We start from the raw sequence: 18,799 nt of genomic DNA on the forward strand, positions 1-18,799 counted from the left end.
TTTATACCAATATCACCCATGAATTTCGTACCCCGCTGACTGTCATTCTCGGTATGGCTGACTTGCTCAAGAAAAACTCAAAAACCAAGGAACTCATCGTCCGAAATAGTCAAGGCTTATTGCGACTTGTCAATCAGATATTGGATTTGGCAAAACTCGAATCTGGTCATCTTAAATTGGACATGATTCAAGCAGATATTATTCCATATTTGAAATACCTCATGGAGTCCTTGCAATCCTATGCCGAACGTACCGAACTAACCTTAGTCTTTCAGTCAAATGCAAATCACCTAATGATGGATTTTGATGAGAAAAAGCTGGAAATAATCACCTCAAATTTACTCACCAATGCAATAAAGTTCTCTGAAGAAGGGGGCAAAATCCTGTTTGATGTTAAGCAAATAAAGGAACAACTAATCATCACCGTTTCAGACAATGGTATTGGAATATCGCCGGAAAACATAGCTCATATATTTAATCGCTTTTACCAGGTTGACACCCCAAATCACAAGATAAAAGGAAGCAACAAAACAGGCTCAGGCGTGGGACTGACCTTGACAAAGGAATTGGTTGAATTAATGGGCGGAAACATCAAGGTAGATAGCGCAACTGACCAGGGAACAACATTTACAATAAGTTTACCTATTTCCAATCATGCGCCGATAGTTGTGCAGGAGTATTCCCTTCCATTAACACCGCTGGGACTCCGCGCAGCTAATGAAAAGCGACCATTAACAGTTGATGATGCCATAGAAGCAGATGAACTCCCATTACTGTTACTCATTGAAGACAATGAAGACGTAGCTGCATATATCACTGCCTGCCTGCAAGATTTTTATACCGTGGATTGGGCTAAAAATGGTGCCATAGGTATCGAAAGAGCGCTATCGTCTATCCCGGACGCCATTATCAGTGATGTGATGATGCCCGAGAAAAACGGTTTCGAAGTTTGTCAAAAACTAAAAGGAGACGAACGAACGAACCATATTCCCATCATTTTGCTTACTGCCAAAATTGATATCCCTTCTCGAATGGAAGGACTCGGAGCAGGGGCAGACGCTTACCTTGCAAAACCCTTCCTAAAAGAAGAACTACTTATCCGGCTGGCGAAAATGGTTGAACTACGTAGGAGCCTGCAAGAAAAATATGCCTCATCCGACTTTACAGCACTCTTGGATACTGCACAAGATAAAGTTGACAATTCTCCTGAAGCTCTATTCCTAAAAAAAGCAAGCCTTATCATCCAGGAACACATAGATGACTCTGAGTTTGGCAACCAGGAACTGTCCCAACAAATGGCGATGAGTGAATCACAATTAAATCGCAAAATAAAAGCGCTTACGGACCAAACCTTATCCATTTTTATTCGAAATATTCGCTTGCAAAAAGCTAAAATATTAATCGAAACAACAAGCTTAAACATCTCTGAGGTTGCTTATCATGTAGGATTCTCCAGTCCTGCTTATTTCTCCAGCACATTCTCTAAAAGGTTTGGTGCGGCTCCAAATACCTTTCGCTAATAATTAATAAACAGGCACTTACATAAAACACCTGCCTTCAACTCTCTTCCTTTCCTTTTTAATAAATGCCGATATAGCTAAAGCTTTTGCCGAAATAGTGAAAGCCATCCAGGGTATGAAAGCCTTTCTTTACATCGTACAAGGAAAGTCGGGCTTTGGTGTACCAACAAGCAGGTTAAATTGCTTGGCCAATCCCGTAATATTTAATACTCAAAGCGGAGCACTCAATTTTTGTCAGCTACAATTCTCAACCAATAACACCTTACTCATGTCTACAAGAATTCATAACCTTTCCATCGGCCTGAGCATTGGCAGCGAACAGCTCATTCTTCAGTCTGATGCCATTCCCTCAGCTAAATCAGTTGCAATAGCTGCTGCTCAAGGAGCTACGACGGTAGCTGATCAAGCCGCTAGTATGGCTACTAGCTATTCCGAGCAATTAAAAGACTTAATGCTCAACCTGTCCTTCAAGATGGAAAAAGGAAAAGTGATTACCGTCGCTCTTGAAGATTTTTTCGCTGCCATAGCTGACAAAATTGGGGACACAGGGATTAAAGAACTGCAAAGTTTTTTCACAGCGGTAGCAGGTGTTGCGGAGGGTATTGAAATTGACCTATGGGACTTGTCCTTTACGACCTCCAAAATAGTAGGAGATACACCGCCCACAGCTGAAAAAGGTAAGTTGAGTTTCACCTTCAGTGTGAGAGCCAATCTTACGGATGATTTTTATAACATGATATCCGTTCCGGATGCAATTACCAATCTATTGGCCGTCAGAAATCTTGGTCTGGGGATTGGCTATGATCAGGAATTTGCAATTACCAGCACGCCTATAACTTCTTAGGAACAGCACGAAAATAAATAGCGATGGTTGATCAATAGCTAGTAAATACTGAAAAGCACCAGGCAATGCCTAAAATCCATACATATGCAAGTTTCTATTACAATAGGTACTGGTACTTTTCAGCTTGTTCTCTTCGCTAATACAGCTGCTATCAACTGTAATTCAGCAAAGAGACTAGCTATTGATCAACACACTGCTTTTGAATTGGAGATCCCTGATCCGGTGAATACCCAGACATTGAGAAGTAAGGCAATGCCTTTGTCAGAACTACTTCTGTTGATAGCGCCAGATACACAGACGAAAAAACTGCTCCAAGGCCTCTATCCGGCCACTGATACCAATACCACTAAAGTAACCATCCTAATTACAAAGCTATCTATCACCACCTCTGGAAAAGTGCATTTATCCATTCACAATCCGAGAGTAGATGCCGGACTGGCATTAGTCCCAGGCAGCGAAAATCTTGCGGTTGGTATTGGACTAAAATTTCAGTCGGCCCTTTCCTTTTCTGAAAGTGATATAGTATGTATTCCGGACACCAATAATTAATTTTTCATCAATGGCCTTACGTGTAAAACTGCTGTTAGATTTCCTGATTGCCGGCAAGCGTGTTGCGCTATCGGCAGACTACCGCAGCGGTGAGGCCAACTCTTCTTACGTCTTCAGTGGACAGACTGCAGGGTTAAACCTGCCATTAAGGAATATTCTCGATGATCTGTTAAAAAAAACCTCAGTAGGAAGTATTTCTTTGGTCCCGGAAGAACTGATTCCCGACCTTTATTTAGAAGACATTTACGTCTCCTATGATACTGGCAAAGGGGAACTGAATTTCATTGCATTAACCACTGTTAATCAGCAGGAAATTCAGTTTGTTTTTAATTACAAATCAGCAGTCGGTTCAAACAATAGTCGCTATGCCTTTGGCATTCAATCCGGTTATTTCAGCCTGAGCAGTTTGCCAATGGTCGGTAATCAGGTAGCTGGTATGGGGCTGGATAAGCTTGGCTTCCTATACGCTTCAGAAAGTATGGACGCCTTTGCTATTCCAAGGCTGTCCGCTCCTAGCGCGAATGGAATTGCTATCCCCAGAAACATAGCGCCTGATCCGTTTACCAAATGTGTAAAAGCAGGCTTCAATCTCCTTGGTCATTTTTGCCTACCTGTGCTTGATCGCCCCTTGAATTTGGGAGAAACAACGGAAGATCAAAGTCCGGAAAGTTCATCATCAAATACCAATGAAACTAGTGGTTCAACGACCACCACACCTGCATCGCTGGCACCTTCAGAAAAATGGTTTGAATTAAACAAAAAAGCCGGACCTTTATTGATTAAAGCTTTAGGGCTTTCTTATCAAAACGGCGAACTTGCCCTCTTGGTCAGCGGTGATGTAAACCTTGGAGGCCTCACCGTAAGTCTCATTGGACTGGGGGCTGGTTTTCATCTTTCTTCCTTACTCGCGGGTAAAGTTGAAATGCCCAGTGTCCGCCTTGCTGGCTTAGGGATGAGCGTAAAAAAGCCGCCAATGGAAATCAGTGGTGGCTTTCTTAAAGAAAAAACACCAGATGGCAAGCTCTCCTTCAGCGGAGCGGCCATGATCAAGGCGCAAGACTTTACGCTTTCGGCACTGGGAGGTTATTCTACGGTCAATGGTGACCCTTCTCTTTTTGTATTTGCATTACATGAAGGGGCACTCGGCGGGCCAGCGTTCTTTGCGGTGGAGGGCCTCGCAGCAGGCTTTGGCTACAACCGCAGGGTAATTATTCCCGAAGTTGAAGAAGTAGCGAATTTTCCATTTGTGCGCATGGCAATGGCTCCGGCAGGGGTTTCCAGGAATCCTGTTGATATTTTGCCAAGCCTTTCTCAGCATATCACGCCTTCCTTAGGTGATTATTGGTTTGCACTGGGCGTAAAATTCAACTCCTTTAAGCTGGTCGATTCTTTTGCTTTGATGATTGCGTCGTTGGGTAAAAAACCGGACTTCCGCCTGGATATACTGGGGGTATCTAAACTCACTTTTCCTGTCCAGCAAAAAGGGAAGAAAAAGTCCTCTTCTATAATTGCAGAAGTACGGATGGCATACAAGGGCACCTTTATTCCCAGCGAGGGTTTTCTCGGCATAGAGGCTCGGTTAAGCGAAGGCTCTTATGTGCTCTCTAAAGATTGTGTACTCAGCGGAGGTTTTGCCTTCTTTTCCTGGTTTGAAGGTTCTGCCCACGAGGGTGATTTCGTTCAATCTATGGGCGGATACCACCCCGATTTTAAAAAACCAGCCCATTACCCTGATGTCCCACGCCTCGCCTTCAATTGGAATGTGAACAAGAATGTGGTGATCAAAGGCGAAATGTATTTTGCAATGACGCCCAGCATGTGTATGGCTGGCGGTCGACTGGAAGCCAGTTATAAGAAGGGGAGTATCAGTGCCTGGTTTATTGTAAGTGCCGATTTCCTGATTTCCTGGGAACCTTATTTTTACGATGCCCGTTTTCATGTAAATGTGGGGGCTCGCTACAAACAAAGTTTCGCATTTTTCGACTTGGTCATCACGGTAGATGTAGGCGCAGACGTACATATTTCAGGGCCGGAAATGAAAGGCACCGCCGCCATAGACATTGGTATATGTACCATTGATGTATCTTTTGGAGCATCCAGCTCACCGCTCCGTTCTTTTATCAATTGGGAAGCATTTCAAACTTCTTTTCTACCCAAAGAAAAAGACATCTGCAAGGTACTTATCAATAACGGGTTAATCCCTACCGGCTCCAGTGACCAAGAAGCACGCTGGATCATCAACCCCAAAGATTTTGTCCTCTCTACGGGCTCGGTAATTCCACTTCAGAAGGGGGATATCCCCAATGGGAAAATAAAAGTAGATCCAAACCAATCCATAGCAGCACAATATGATGAGTATGAGCACATCAGCACTTTCGGTATAGAACCAATCGGTTTAACCCGAGACGAGATTGCTTCTTCTTGCCAAACCATTACCATTTATAAAGAGGGAGGCAATGAAGGATTAATCAACAATAATGACCAATTCCTATTCCAACCCATTACCCAAAACTTCCCCAAAGCACTTTGGCAAGAAGCTGGCCCAACACCTGGTAATCCGGACTTGACAAAATCCAAGGGCACGATTGAAAACATCCTTGCTGGTTTCAGAATTTCACCGGCAAAACCTCCATCTCCAGGAACCACAAAGGTTATTGATCAGGATATCATGAAGGTGGATATGTCCGCTAATGACAATCACTTTAAAATCCTACCTCCTACTGAAAGTAATTACCGCGACAATGGCGAATTGACAGACATAAGCACCACTATTTATCACCCCGCTAAGGACAGGGCAGCGCTACTGGCTGCATTTTCTTTTGAGGAGGAGGAGCTAGATCTCTTCGAGATTAATGAAGACTGTTTTCTCAAGACGCCATTAATCATAGAAGACCAACCTTAGCACCATGGACAACACATCAACACCATTGAGTCCGCAAAGCGAAGCACTCAAATTCATTCAATACCATCAGCCTCCTCTAAAATCAGGAGACTATAAAATAGTCGTGGAGCAAAAGCTCGAAATGAAAGCAAAAGGGTCAGTCACCCCTGCCCTAACCAAAACGTTTACCAAAGAACAACTCTTCAGTGTACGCGGAAATCGGTTTCGCCTTTCGCCAACAGATATTCATTCCTTTTATCCACCTGCCGGTTCATTTAGTGATCATCACCTTGTTGTTCCTCACATTATTCTCAACAGAAGTACACTTCCGTGGGAAAGGCTACCTGACGCTACGGCAGCATCAGTCTCGGCGAGTTCTTGGCTGGCGCTGCTATTATTTGATGAAGATGAAACGCCAAAAGAAGAAGTACTTTCCTTGGCCCATCTGGAGGAACTGTATTATGACAGAGGTAGCTGGACAAATATTCTTGGAGGTATCTACCCTGAAAACGAGAAGCCCGAAGAAGACAAGGTCAGTATCATTCACGTAAAAAAAGAAGTACTAGAAACCATCCTTCCCCGCTATGAAGACTTGGCGTTCCTGTCGCATATCCGACTCAACAGCAAGGATGGACAGGTGATCGGTGGTGAAAAAGCTACCGTGATGGCTAATCGATTACCCAAAGAAAACAGTGCCACTACTGTACACCTAGTTTCCTTAGAAGGTAGATACCCAAATGGTTCACGCTCCTTGCCGCAGAAAGACCTTGTCCCGCTGGTCAGCCTTCACAGCTGGACGTTCAAATGTAGTGAAGCCCGGCAAGGATTCAGTGAAACACTGGAATACTTAAGCGTCGGAACATTCCGGCTTCCTCCGACGGTAACGTCAACCGGTGAAGAATTTCTCGAAAAGGGATTTATTCCACTCCGTCATGAGATGCGGATGGGCCAAAAGACCATTTCCTGGTATCATGGGCCCTTGTCTCCTGCTCTTTTACATTGGCCTGCCCCTGCCCTACCAGCTGCATCTGCGGATGAACTCTTGCATTATCATTCGGACTATGGCTTATTTGATGTCGCCTATGCTGCGGCCTGGGAATTAGGACGAAAACTAGCACTGGAAGATCCTCGATTTGCGATGGCGCTTTTCCATTGGAAAAAGGAGCTACGAATCAAAGAACTCAAAAAAGAACGCTTGACTAATTGTGAGCATTTGCTGCAAGTTGATGCTTCTGACCTATTTGACGCTGCCTATGCACTACAACAGGCAGAAGAAATTCTCCTTCACCAGCGGCTGTCCCCTGATCACAAGCATGCTAGCTGTGACATTCCGCCCATCATTGAGACCTTTTTCTACCAATTGAAGCGTCTGGAAGGTGTGCCTACCTCCTACCTAATCCCTCATGACACCATGCTGCCGCCAGAATCTATCCGCTTTTTCAGCCTCGATCCAAGATGGATGGATTGCCTACTAGACGGCGCGTACAGCTTGGGGGAAGATACCATCGCGATCACAAAGCATACCAATAACGAAGAGGTACACCATCACGAAGGGCAAGAAACCACCGGTTTCCTACTCAGATCGAGCGTTCTCCGAGGCTGGGCGGATATGTTGATTCATGGTTATAATACCCGATTGGTAGACGATTCCGGTGAACCATTGGACGAAAACGCCACCAAAACCTATACGCCACTCCCTCTCTTAAGCGCTGCTCATCTCTCTGAAGAAGTCTTGATGGTCTTCTTTCAGGGTAAGGTGAATACGGTGGATTTTTCATTGCCACCAGATACTCTTCATTTTGGTCTAGACGAAGATGGCGACCTCGACGAGGACCTGCCAGGTGATAGTAACAATGAATATACCGGCAAATTCTGGCAGGTGTTGCGCAATGATGACGGTAGGGAACAGCAGGAAGAAGAGGACATGAAAATCAAAGCCATTCCTTTCCACTCCCATGAGGAACGAGTCATTAATATCAAGGGATTAACTGATGCAATCAGGGACAAACTGGTGGAAAATAACCAACTGCATTTGTCTGCCGGGGAATCCTTCTGTTCTGCGCATTTTGCAATGCAGATGATGGAAGGTGCGTCCAAGGTTAGAATAACCAGCCAAAAAGCAAACTAAGCAATGGGAAATATACTCATGGTGCCGGTACAATTGGATGCGCTTTATGTAGAACATGAACGTGTGGTGGTACAGGCAACAGCAGATTTCAGCAAGTTGCCCTATACTTCCGATGGACATGATTTCAATCCTAACAATCCGTATATCAGCGAAGAAATTATATCCAAACCTTTCCAAAATAACAACTTTCTTTTACAGCCAGGGATACATCTGCACTGGAGCTTGCCCGATGCACTCACCAGAGGGCAAACCATCGAAAACGATCCGGAACATAAAACTAACTTTCCCATCGTGCCTAACCGATGGCTCATTAGAAAATCCCTAAACGGTAAGACCCTAAAAGAATGGATTGTCTTAAGTGATTTTCTTACAAAAACAGAAGAAGGACGAAACATGGTTTGTGTTCCCAATCCGGCACCACAACAGCCGGGAGAGACCGACTATATCCCCTTTCGTTTTATGGGTAAATCCTTGCCATTTGAAATCTTTGACATCAGCACATCAGCTGAGAATATTTACTATCCTGAGCTCACTATCTTTGGCTACGGAGAACCCACTTTCGCTGCTTTTTATCCTAATTGCCACAGTGTATTTGGTTTCCATGATTCGGAGATGACCGGCCCGCCGCCTACCGGTTTAGCGTATGACCTGATAGGCTGGTACAGTGATCCCGGCAATGATTTTCTAAACAAGCAACTGTCCAGTATTACTGCGGAGGTCAAAAAGCAGCAACACCTCCTCGACACACTCAAATGGTCGACTTCTTCCGGAGGACAACAAGTTACTAGTGTGCAAACGGTCCCAACCGAGATGCTGTGCTATTCCCGAATCACCTTCACCCCCAACACAGCGCTGGGAGAGATGAGAGAAAGCCTATCTGACGATACGGGAGATGATGTAAAAATCGCCGTAGGAATTACCGGTCCCGAAGCACTTTCTGCCTACCTCGCCAAAAACCTTTCGGACGAAAAAGGAGGAACTGAGGCAGAAGTGGCAAAGCATAAGCTTCGTATAGAAAACCAATTGGAGGCCTTACTGATGGGTTTCAAAATAGAAGATCAGTTAGATGGAGAAGCCCGTTTTCGGCAGTATCAGCACGAAAAAGGATTCACCGCAGAAGACGGAGGCTTCTATTGGATCATACAAAAAGAAGGCGATGAAAAAATAAAAGATGATACCGCAGACACAATGTGGAATCACATGCGCGGGCTCCTTAGTGAATTAAACAGTTTGCAATTGGAATATGACCAGGCCATTCGAAAAACGGACAGCCTCAAAGAACAGTTATATGCCGACTGGTACAAATACATGGTTTGCGCCTACCCTCCCGAGCAATCCTGGCGTACAGATCAGGATGTCGATGAACTCAAATTTTATATTGAGAAAGCGGACATTGAGACACTGGAAGACCTTATTCACCTCAACCAGTACCTGGAAAACTTACTGGCTAGAAAACATACGGAACTAAGCGGCGAATTAGCTAAAATCAATAGCCGCCTAACAGATAAAGCCAGGGTTCTAAATATCGCAAAACAAGAAGAACTCAATCGAGATTTGGAGGAAGAAGAAACACTAGTAGCTCCCCAATTTACGCTCGTTGAAAAACCACGGCCTCGGTTCTGGAAACCCAAAGACCCTGTCGTGCTAGTAGAAGGTCCGGCTCTTCAGGCCAGTAGCCGTTATGGTAAGGACGGCAGCCATGCCTCCGATGGCAGGTTGCCTTGTGCTGTATTAACGCACCCCGAAACCGTTGAAGCTATTGTTAGCAAGAAATCACTTTCCGTGTTCTGGACTAAGATTGACCAAATAGCACGGCAAATCCCATCGGGGGTGAATCATCCTGCATTTCAAACATGGACGGACCAATCCTGGAACNNGATGGACCAATCCTGGAACCCTCTTTTTCTGGAATGGAAAACGCAACTCCTAGGGGTCAAAAACGGCGCAAACACCAAAGAAGACTCCGTAGATTTCGCCGCTACTTATATTACCGACAATTTCAGGTTGAAGGAAAATGATCCAGATGTAAGCTATCGGTTCGAGGGCGAGAACTATAAGCCTTCTGCCAGTATCTATGCCGGTTCTTCGATTCTTACTCCCTATGCCAGTAAGTACATGGCCGAGACATTGGAGATTTACCTTGGGAAAGCGGAGAACACCAATGTCTCCTTGTACAAAACCGCCGAGTTGGCCTACGAAAAGCTTACCGATGGGGGTTTACATACCCTTTCGCAAGCCTTGGGTGGCTTCAACGAGAGCTTGCTCATGCGAAAGGAAAGCCTGGAACTAAAAATCAAAGACCCTTTAGCATTTCCCAGTACCGTTTCGGTCACCGGAAATGGCAATACCCCCTTAAAGGGCCTCATTGAGGACCATTTACCCAAAACTTTGCATAACTATATTATTGAATCGCTTACAGCTGTGGAACTGGCCGAAGTACCCGCAAATAACACGGTAAAATCCTTTTCCAGTGATTTCACAAAAAGAGTAGAAAGACTCGTCGGCAGGGCTTCTCTTCGCGCACCGCTCCCGCAAAACGACTTTAACCCGCTACGGGCCGGTAAGTTATCCATTACCCACCTGAGAGTGGTAGACACCTTTGGGCAAGCCATTGACCTGGATATTAATACCAAAGGGAGGTTGATCACTAGCGAATACCTTGAAGCTCCGGGGAGCCCACATCAGGTTTTACTCCGACCTCGGTTCCTACAAGCAGCGCAGGTTCATTTCCGCTGGTTATCCGCTATTGAAAAACAGATTGAATCCAATCAGCTGAAGCATTACAGCCCTATTTGTGGATGGGTAATGACCAATAAGCTAGACAAAAGCCTTATGGTTTTTGACGCAACAGGAAAAGCACTGGGAGCTTTTGGCTCAACCGATGGCGATTGGAAGCCTGCCCCTGGCACACAGGGGAAATCACTATTGGATACCAACCTTAAAAACTGGGAAGAAGCCGTTCCACCAGGCATCAACGAGCAATTGTATAAAATGATGTATTTCCTGGCAACACGCATAAAAGAAGGATTGCGCGGAGCAGGTAAAGACCCTCATTTCTTAACTCATTTTCTGGCGTCTATTGATTCTGCGCTGAATAATATCGAACCAGACACTTTTGGGCAGCACAATAGCATCGCCCAATTGATCGGCAGGCCGCTGGCGCTAGTTAGAGCCTCACTTGATTTAACACTGAGAGCGCCAGCTGCTATCCACCAAGGATGGGATGTATTCAGCCTCGATATGGAAAGACGGGTGCGAGAAACCACTGAATTTACCAAAGTCCAGTTTCCGATTAGAATAGGCGAGCACGACCAATTGAACGATGCCGTCGTTGGCTATTGGGTCGAAAATGAAGACGGCAGCTATAAGGACGACACCTTCTTCTCCCCCTCTTCTGATGAACGGGAAACGCCCTATATCGACACCCACCTTGGTAACGATGCAGCCCTACAGGCTTGGCACAACGAAACGGAAGGGGAAGAAAAACATCAGGGGCACGAACCCGTCAATCAATTCCAAACCCTGGATGACGATCCACTCAAGATTAGTTTGCTATTCGACCCAAGGGGCAAGGTGACCCTAACCACAGGCTTATTGCCCGTTAAAGCGCTTGATATCCCCCCTCATCTTTATACGGAAGCGATGGAACAGATGGAAGTGTTTTTTGTTTCCAGTCCTCATCTCATCGGGCCCAGTGGCCTACATTTTTCACTACCTGCTACACAAGGGTACGAATGGTCATTTATCAAAAAAGAGCAGGAAAAATGGAAGGACATTGAAATACATCCTCACCCGACTACTGAGATACTTTTTTCAGGAGAAAACACCATTCTGGAAGGTTGGCTAAAGCTAAAGCCCACAGCTAATACAGCCACCACAGAAAATTAAAAAAACAGATCATGAATAATATACTCCTCGACATTTCGCCAGAAGTTAATCGACTCCTAGACAATATCACCAACGAGCATTCACCCCAAACAACTGTAAAAGCAGTTTTTGGGGAAGACCCTGTTTTTGGTACGATACTGAGTTTCGATGGTCAGGATGATTACCTTCAACTTCCACTATTGTCAGGCGTTAAAGCGATTTCGATGTGGGTTAAGTTGAATAACGCACCAACCTATAACGTACAAATACCATACACTACTCATCATCGCCTTATTTATGCCCAAGGTGAAGCTACCATCCCGTTTCAATTAAGAAATGGAGTGGCTGTAAACGTAGCAAGATACTGTGTAAATGGCGTAGTGGTTGGAGGTTGGGATGATTTTCCACAAGACACTTGGTTTCATCTATATGTGGAAGCAACAGAAGCCTTTGATGCTATTGTCCATTTGATGGGAAAACAAGGGCAAGCATCCACGCCTGGTAGAATTGCACGCCTTCGCGTATATGATCGTGCGCTTAGTGCGGACGAAATTGAAGAAATGGATAGCTCCGGGTTTTCCACCAACAAGCGTTTACAGCCATTTGATCTTAATTTTTGGAACCAGAAGCAAGACACCCAGCTCTACCGCAGTGAAGATGGTTCAAGTACTGATATGTTTGTGGACATTCAAAATACCACCAATTCAGCTATTCTGCTTACCGGCTCCCAATTACCCCCAGGACCAGCACATTACCATTTTAGTTTAGAATTCGAATCAGGTCTATTAAATTTCGAAGAGGGTGGGATCAAGGTTCAACAGCAGGAAGACTGGCAGATTAAGAGTGAAGAATCAGAGGATGACAGGATATTCGTTTGGATAACCTATAGCAATAGAACCGCCCCTTTAACCATAGCGCCCAATCACAATATTGAATTAGCAATCGTTGGTTTAGTCATTGCTGATCTTCCACAAAACGAAGGGCGTAATACCTCCGTAAAACTACGATGTGATCACCTACATTATGTAGAAGTTCCCGATTTCAAGATTAAGCAAAATCAAATCAAAGATTTCCAGATAACCACCATCGAAGGAAAACAAGACAATTTGCTATTAGCACTCCCATTCGACCAGCTTGTCGATGGCAAAGTGATCGATAATTCCAGAACTTCGCCCCTAATATCTGCTACCGAAATACATGGTGCCACCTTGCAATCAGATGATACTTTTGGTCCAATATTGCATTTTGATGGGGTCGATGATTACGGACTGCTACCGGAATTACAAGGGATCAAATCCATTTCCGTTTGGGTGAATTTTGACAAAGCAACCGCTGACCATCACATGCATAGCTTGTTGAGAATAGCAACGGGTCATTTTCATGTAGGAAATCCCCAAATTTATAACTTAGCTAAAATGTCCGTAGACGGCATTTCAATAGCTTCCTGGGGCAGCATTCCCAGGGACCAATGGGTTCATCTCTATTTTGAAGCGGCGGATTCTTTTGGCGGAAAACTTTCCTTAATGTCCTGGGATCCTTCTCGCTATTTCTCACAAGGCAAGCTCTCCCGGCTACGAATATTCAGCACTGCACTAGCTCCCCAAGAGTTGGACGCCCAAAGAGAAGCAGACGTCTCTTTGCTGACGCCGCCACAAACCATGAACCGGACACCTCTTCGGTTCAGCATGAAGAACCTGGATCATAATACCAGCCTTTACCTTAATGAAGCTGGCCTTACTACCCAGATGGTAGCAGAAATTCGTAATACTTCCACCATCCCTATCAGCTTAAAAGGGAGTCTCGAAAATCCCGATCCGGACAATTATCATTTCGCTTTGGAATTTCAGCCGGGTCAGTTGGATTTTACAGCCAATGGCATACAAATCCAAGGCGATTGGAGCCTAAGTAGTGAGCTATTAGCCAATAAAACCGTGATCGTATGGATCGTCTATAATAAAGAAGGTGATGTACTTGAGATACCCGCTTCTGGTAGTCTTAAACTAAATATCAGCGGCCTCGCTGCTACCGATACCCCTTACTTTCCGCCAGTTGCATTTCCAACGGACCAAATACAGTATGACCTTATAAGTAGCAAGAACATAAGTGAGGAGATGTGGGACCAGGAGGGCCTGGAAATAAAACACCTCAATATTGGCACCAATGGCCTTACTAATTCGATAGCTATTTCGCCGGATGGCCGTTATATACTGGAAGCGAGAGGACATCATTTATACCTTTTCGATGTAGACGGTCGCCAACTTAAATTATTCCCTCGTACCTCCGCGAAAATCAGATCATTGGCCTTTTCGCCAGATGGAAAACATGTATTGGCAGGAACACATCAATCAAGAAAGCCATTAACAAGCTGGAACCTTGCTGGTTTAGAGACCACAGACTTTCAAGATATTAATGGCTATGCAAGCGGCTTGGTCTTTTCACCAGACGGACAATCCTTGTTGGTAATAGGCGTGAATACCAATGCGCTACGGTTACTTGATTTATCCGGCACGGAACTACAAAATTTCCAGATTCCTTATCAGGAAGGATCCGTCAAAGCAGCAGCTTTTACCCCTGACGGGCAATATGTAGTAGCTTCCACCTCTATTGGAGTCCGTATATGGAACCTGGAAGGCATTGAAGAACGACGCTTTAATAATACCCCCGCCCAATCCTTAGCCATTTCGCCGGATGGCGTTTACCTGCTTACTTCTTATGGTAGATCTGCTACACTCCGGAATATCGCCGATGGGCAAACAGTAAGGCTTTTTGCCCTTAATCACCGTAATAGTCGGGCCTCCTTTTCACCAAATGGAGAAAAAATACTCATCCATAGCCCTGATGATAATACAGCAAGCCTTTGGAACCTGGATGGTCAAGAACTAATGCGCTTTAGCCATAGCAGTGCGGTCAAATCCGCGATCTTTTCGCCAGACGGAAGTCAGATAATCACCCGAGATCACGTACACGGAATAACCATCTGGAACCTGGAACCACGCGCGTTAAAAAGTTTACAAATTGGAGGGCCAGACACTAAAGTGAAGCTCTATGCCGACCAATTCCGGTACACAAACACCCCCTATATTCTCCAGCAAACCCAATCTACCCGTCTCAAAATCGTTACGCTTAACGCAAAGCGAGAGCATCTGCTACATGAATTAAAGCTCAACAAACTCAACGGTGATAATCGATTGATTAACAGTTCTAATACACTGCCCGTCATTTCTCCGACCGAAGTGTATGCCAGCCTATTGGAGGATAGCGATTTTGGTCCGGTACTTAGTTTTAATGGTATAGATCAATATTTACAGATTCCAAGTGTCGGAGCGATAAAAGCCATTTCGGTTTGGATTAACTTAGCCGACGCTAGTTCCGACAATTCTCTTCCCGGCATCTTAATTGACGGTGATGCCTCCTTCCCTATCGCTATCGGAACTCTAAACCGCCTCTATATCAGGCGTTTTTTTGATGGTCGTTTAATTCATGGCCAACTTTGGGACACCTTAAGTGAAGACAAATGGGTTCATTTGTATATTGAACCCGTTCATGCTTATAACGGTCCATTAACTTTGATGGCAAGCGCAACGGACGGAATTCCTTCAAATTTCCTAAAAGGTAAACTCGCACGCCTTTCCCTATTTAGCGAATCGCTTACCGACCAGCAAATCAAAGAACAAAGGAGTAACGATCTGTCAGTACTGCTTTCTGAATTGCCCCTGGAGCCGCTCTACATGAAGTTATTGAACAATGAAAACGAGAATATTCTTTATGTAACAGACCAGAACATTGCTGTTAGCTTACAATTGGTACTGAGTAATTACACGTCTCCGGCAGTTGTATTAGAAGGCGGCGATGCCACCCCAGGGGTTAACAATTATCACTTTGCGCTAGAATTCGAGGAAGAATTATTGGATTTAACTCGGGGTAATATCCAAATTGAAAGAGGTTGGAGCATAACAACAGGCGGGCCTACAAATGGTAAAGTCCCAGTCTGGATATTATTTAAAGGCCAAGGGCAAACCTACACTATTCCGGCTGGTGGCAATGAGGTGAAAATTGAGCTCTCTAATCTATTCCTGGCAAATGGTTTTGGGCAAAATGAGCTACCCAGTACGAGTGTGGAACTGGCATACCAACAATTAGCCTACCAAGGCAAAGCTTATGAACTCTTCGGCGAGCAAGCAGCAGCGCTCCGTATTGTAAACCTTAAGCGAAAAGACGTCAATCTGTTACTGGAACTGCAACTGGACAATTTGGTTAACGGCAAACTAATCGACACCTCCGGCATCCAGGCTACTCCGATAAAGGATACCTCGGAGGTGGTAGGCGCAGATATCGTCATGGACGAGGAATTCGGATCGGCCCTGCGTTTCAATGGCGTAGATAATTTCGTGCGGCTCCACGAAGTCGGAGAAGGAAAAGCACTCTCTATGTGGGTAAATCTGGCAAATACACAAGATACGACCCCAAACCGAGTACTATTAGCTAGTAATTTCCCTGGTGAAAGACAATTACTCTTTCGTAATAATACTAACAACCTAAGGGAGCTCTATGTTAATGGAGAAAGTGTGGAGATCACTTATCAAAGTATTCCGGAAAACAAATGGGTACACCTGTACATGAAATTCAGGACACCCTGTGGTGGCCCTGGAAGTGATTTGTATGTAATGGCCAACGACGCTCTTACGGGTAACACACAAGGTCGACTCGCTCACCTTCGGCTATTCAAAGATTCCCTTTCGGCGGCAGCTATTGAAGCAGAATATTTAGCCGGTATTTCGATAATGAATACCTACCGCGCACTGCACCCCTTGGATTTCTCCTTCTTAAATGATGAGGATGAAAACACGCTCTATATAACCGAAAATACCGGTGGGAAAGCAATGGTCGCCGAGATCGTAAATACGACTCCCACCGATATCAGGATAGAGGGAAGAGCAGGAACAGCCTCCAAAGACAACCATCATTTCATGCTGGAATTCCGGCCGGGAATATTATTAAAACCTGAGAAGATAAAAATTGATGCCGTTACTATTATTGCTACGGACGGCAGCAGGATCATCACTGATCATACTGATTGGAACCTGGATTATACGGCTTCTCCTGGTAAAACATTGAAGATATGGCTTTCCTATACGAATACCGGGGCTGATAATGCATTATCCATTCCTGCTAATGACGGCTTCCTCCACCTGAAAATCAACGGCCTGTTTGGAGATGGAAAATATGGCAGTCGGGGCAGCCAGGTACAGCTTCAATACAATGAACTGAAATACCCAACGGAAACCAACTTTCTCAAAAGAGGGGCCCAAATCGCTTATTTCAATTTGGTCTCGCATGTGGGAAGAGAATACATTCCCTTGCATGCCGGCTTTATTGGATCCAATACCGTAATAAATCAAAAGACTAAAAGTAATGGTGACGCTCTCGACAATGACTTGACCCTTCGACTCACCAATACCTCCAAAAAATATACGATTAAATGGAACAGTGGAGGTGATACAACGGATGATGACTCCTTATTCATTTTTGACTTCGTGAGCAGAGATGATACAGATGAATCTGTATTGGTAGACAGCTACACTGGCATGACCATGAAAGCACGTCTTGTAAGGGCTGACACGGGTGTTGTAATTTTAGCTACACAAGACCCGTCTTCGGAGGGATATTTCGATTTACATCCTGAAACTACAGCAGAAAATGGTAGTTGGAAATTATCTCCTACCAACGGCCAAGAGCTTGGTTATGGCGATTATTTTGAAGTAAAAATAGCTGGCATTATTACCGACCAGCCTTCCGGCATCTCTAATCTATACATTCGTTATGAAGATATTCCAGGCTTCTGGGATGGGGAATTTGTACTACCTATTGAAAAAGGGCCCTTGGTCTTTAGGCAAGACGATACGACTAAAGAAAATCGCGTCGGTATCGGAACGGATGACCCAAAGGCCAAGTTGCACGTTGCTGGTGGAATTGTTATCGGAAGTAACTATGCCGGAGTTGAAACTGATCCACAGGCCCCACTTTCTATTCACGGTTCTGATGGTAAGTGGCAAAACCCTGACAGTAATCTTCACATTACAAGTGATTCTATCTTATTCGGCGGGAATAATAACGGGCATCAATTAAATTCTGCTCAGATTTCTGTCGGGAGACATTTTAATGATTCGCTTTCCATTATAGGTATGGGGGCTATAGGAGAGGGGGCAAAAATTGACATGTGGCATGCAGGAGGCCTTACACTATATGGTGGAGTTGCTATCAAAAACACTGTACCTAATACTCCAAACAACGGCTTGCTCATTGAAGGTAAGGTGGGTATTGGTACAGATGACCCAGGCGATTACGCCCTTAATGTTAATGGTGAAGTTAAGGTCAATTCACTCCATATAACAGGAGATGTAAAAGCAGAAGGCAGGATAAAAGACCAAACTGGCTATTTGGTACCTATTGGTGGGATTATTATGTATTCGGGGAGTGCTGGGGATTTTCATTCGAATGGGCAAGGAATAGAAAATACCGATGTTCAAGGGTGGGCACTATGCGATGGACAAGATAGAAGACCTGATTTAAGAGATAAATTTATTGTTGGAGCCGGAGTTGGTACCGAATACTCGGTTGGAGATGAAGGAGGTGATAAGAATGTTACCTTAAACAAACAGCAAATCCCTTCTCATTCTCATAACGCAAGTATGTCAACCTCTGGAGGCCATAAGCATGTCATTCCCATAGATACTGGTGATGGCGACGGCTTGGGCTTTAATTCTCGGAATGCAATTAAGGGCAAGGTTTCTTATTTTAATAATGATGATACATCCACTGGCAGAACAAGTGCTGTTGTTGACAAATGGGCTTGGACCTATAGAGGAGGATGGGATGAGAAGCCATCATCTGTACTTAACCCCAAAGGTGAACACTCCCATGCTGTAACTATTGGGGATAGCGGAGGAAATGAGGAACATGAAAACAGGCCTCCTTATTATGCATTGATCTACATCATGAAATTGTAAAGA

General features: G+C 44.7%; 6 protein-coding genes and 1 pseudogene. All 7 read left to right on the top strand.

Features of this window, described 5'->3' with window-relative positions; all coding sequences use genetic code 11:
• Positions 1 to 1,520, top strand: a 1,520-nt coding sequence (locus tag ACRBG0_RS19735) for a hybrid sensor histidine kinase/response regulator transcription factor (RefSeq protein WP_431488577.1), incomplete at its 5' end; no start/stop codon positions are given.
• Between the two features lie 268 nt (positions 1,521 to 1,788).
• A complete protein-coding gene (locus ACRBG0_RS19740) occupies positions 1,789 to 2,364 on the top strand; it encodes a hypothetical protein (protein WP_431488578.1) in 576 nt (191 codons plus the stop codon).
• An 84-nt stretch (positions 2,365 to 2,448) separates the two neighbouring features.
• Positions 2,449 to 2,913, top strand: a complete 465-nt coding sequence (locus ACRBG0_RS19745) for a hypothetical protein (protein WP_431488579.1) — start codon at positions 2,449 to 2,451, stop codon at positions 2,911 to 2,913.
• Positions 2,914 to 2,923: 10 nt separating this feature from the next.
• Positions 2,924 to 5,815, top strand: coding sequence for a DUF6603 domain-containing protein (locus tag ACRBG0_RS19750; RefSeq protein WP_431488580.1), 2,892 nt, complete (start codon positions 2,924 to 2,926; stop codon positions 5,813 to 5,815).
• 4 nt (positions 5,816 to 5,819) lie between these two features.
• Positions 5,820 to 7,922 carry a hypothetical protein gene (locus ACRBG0_RS19755; RefSeq protein WP_431488581.1) on the top strand — a complete coding sequence of 701 codons (2,103 nt, stop codon included), beginning with the start codon at positions 5,820 to 5,822 and terminating at the stop codon, positions 7,920 to 7,922.
• A gap of 3 nt (positions 7,923 to 7,925) precedes the next feature.
• Positions 7,926 to 9,797 (top strand): annotated as a pseudogene (locus ACRBG0_RS19760) (hypothetical protein); the annotation flags it as partial.
• A 2,024-nt stretch (positions 9,798 to 11,821) separates the two neighbouring features.
• Entirely contained in the window at positions 11,822 to 18,796 is a 6,975-nt protein-coding gene (locus ACRBG0_RS19765; protein ID WP_431488582.1) for a hypothetical protein, read from the top strand.
• The last annotated feature ends 3 nt before the right edge of the window (positions 18,797 to 18,799 follow it).

The sequence above is a fragment of the Lewinella sp. genome, from assembly GCF_050633125.1.
Taxonomy (GTDB): Bacteria; Bacteroidota; Bacteroidia; order Chitinophagales; family Saprospiraceae; genus Lewinella.

Bases quoted from the DNA above. Each gene is read 5' to 3' on its own strand.
- ACRBG0_RS19740 (WP_431488578.1), top strand. From the start codon at position 1,789: ATGTCTACAAGAATTCATAACCTTTCCATCGGCCTGAGCATTGGCAGC.
- ACRBG0_RS19745 (WP_431488579.1), top strand. From the start codon at position 2,449: ATGCAAGTTTCTATTACAATAGGTACTGGTACTTTTCAGCTTGTTCTC.
- ACRBG0_RS19750 (WP_431488580.1), top strand. From the start codon at position 2,924: ATGGCCTTACGTGTAAAACTGCTGTTAGATTTCCTGATTGCCGGCAAG.
- ACRBG0_RS19755 (WP_431488581.1), top strand. From the start codon at position 5,820: ATGGACAACACATCAACACCATTGAGTCCGCAAAGCGAAGCACTCAAA.
- ACRBG0_RS19765 (WP_431488582.1), top strand. From the start codon at position 11,822: ATGAATAATATACTCCTCGACATTTCGCCAGAAGTTAATCGACTCCTA.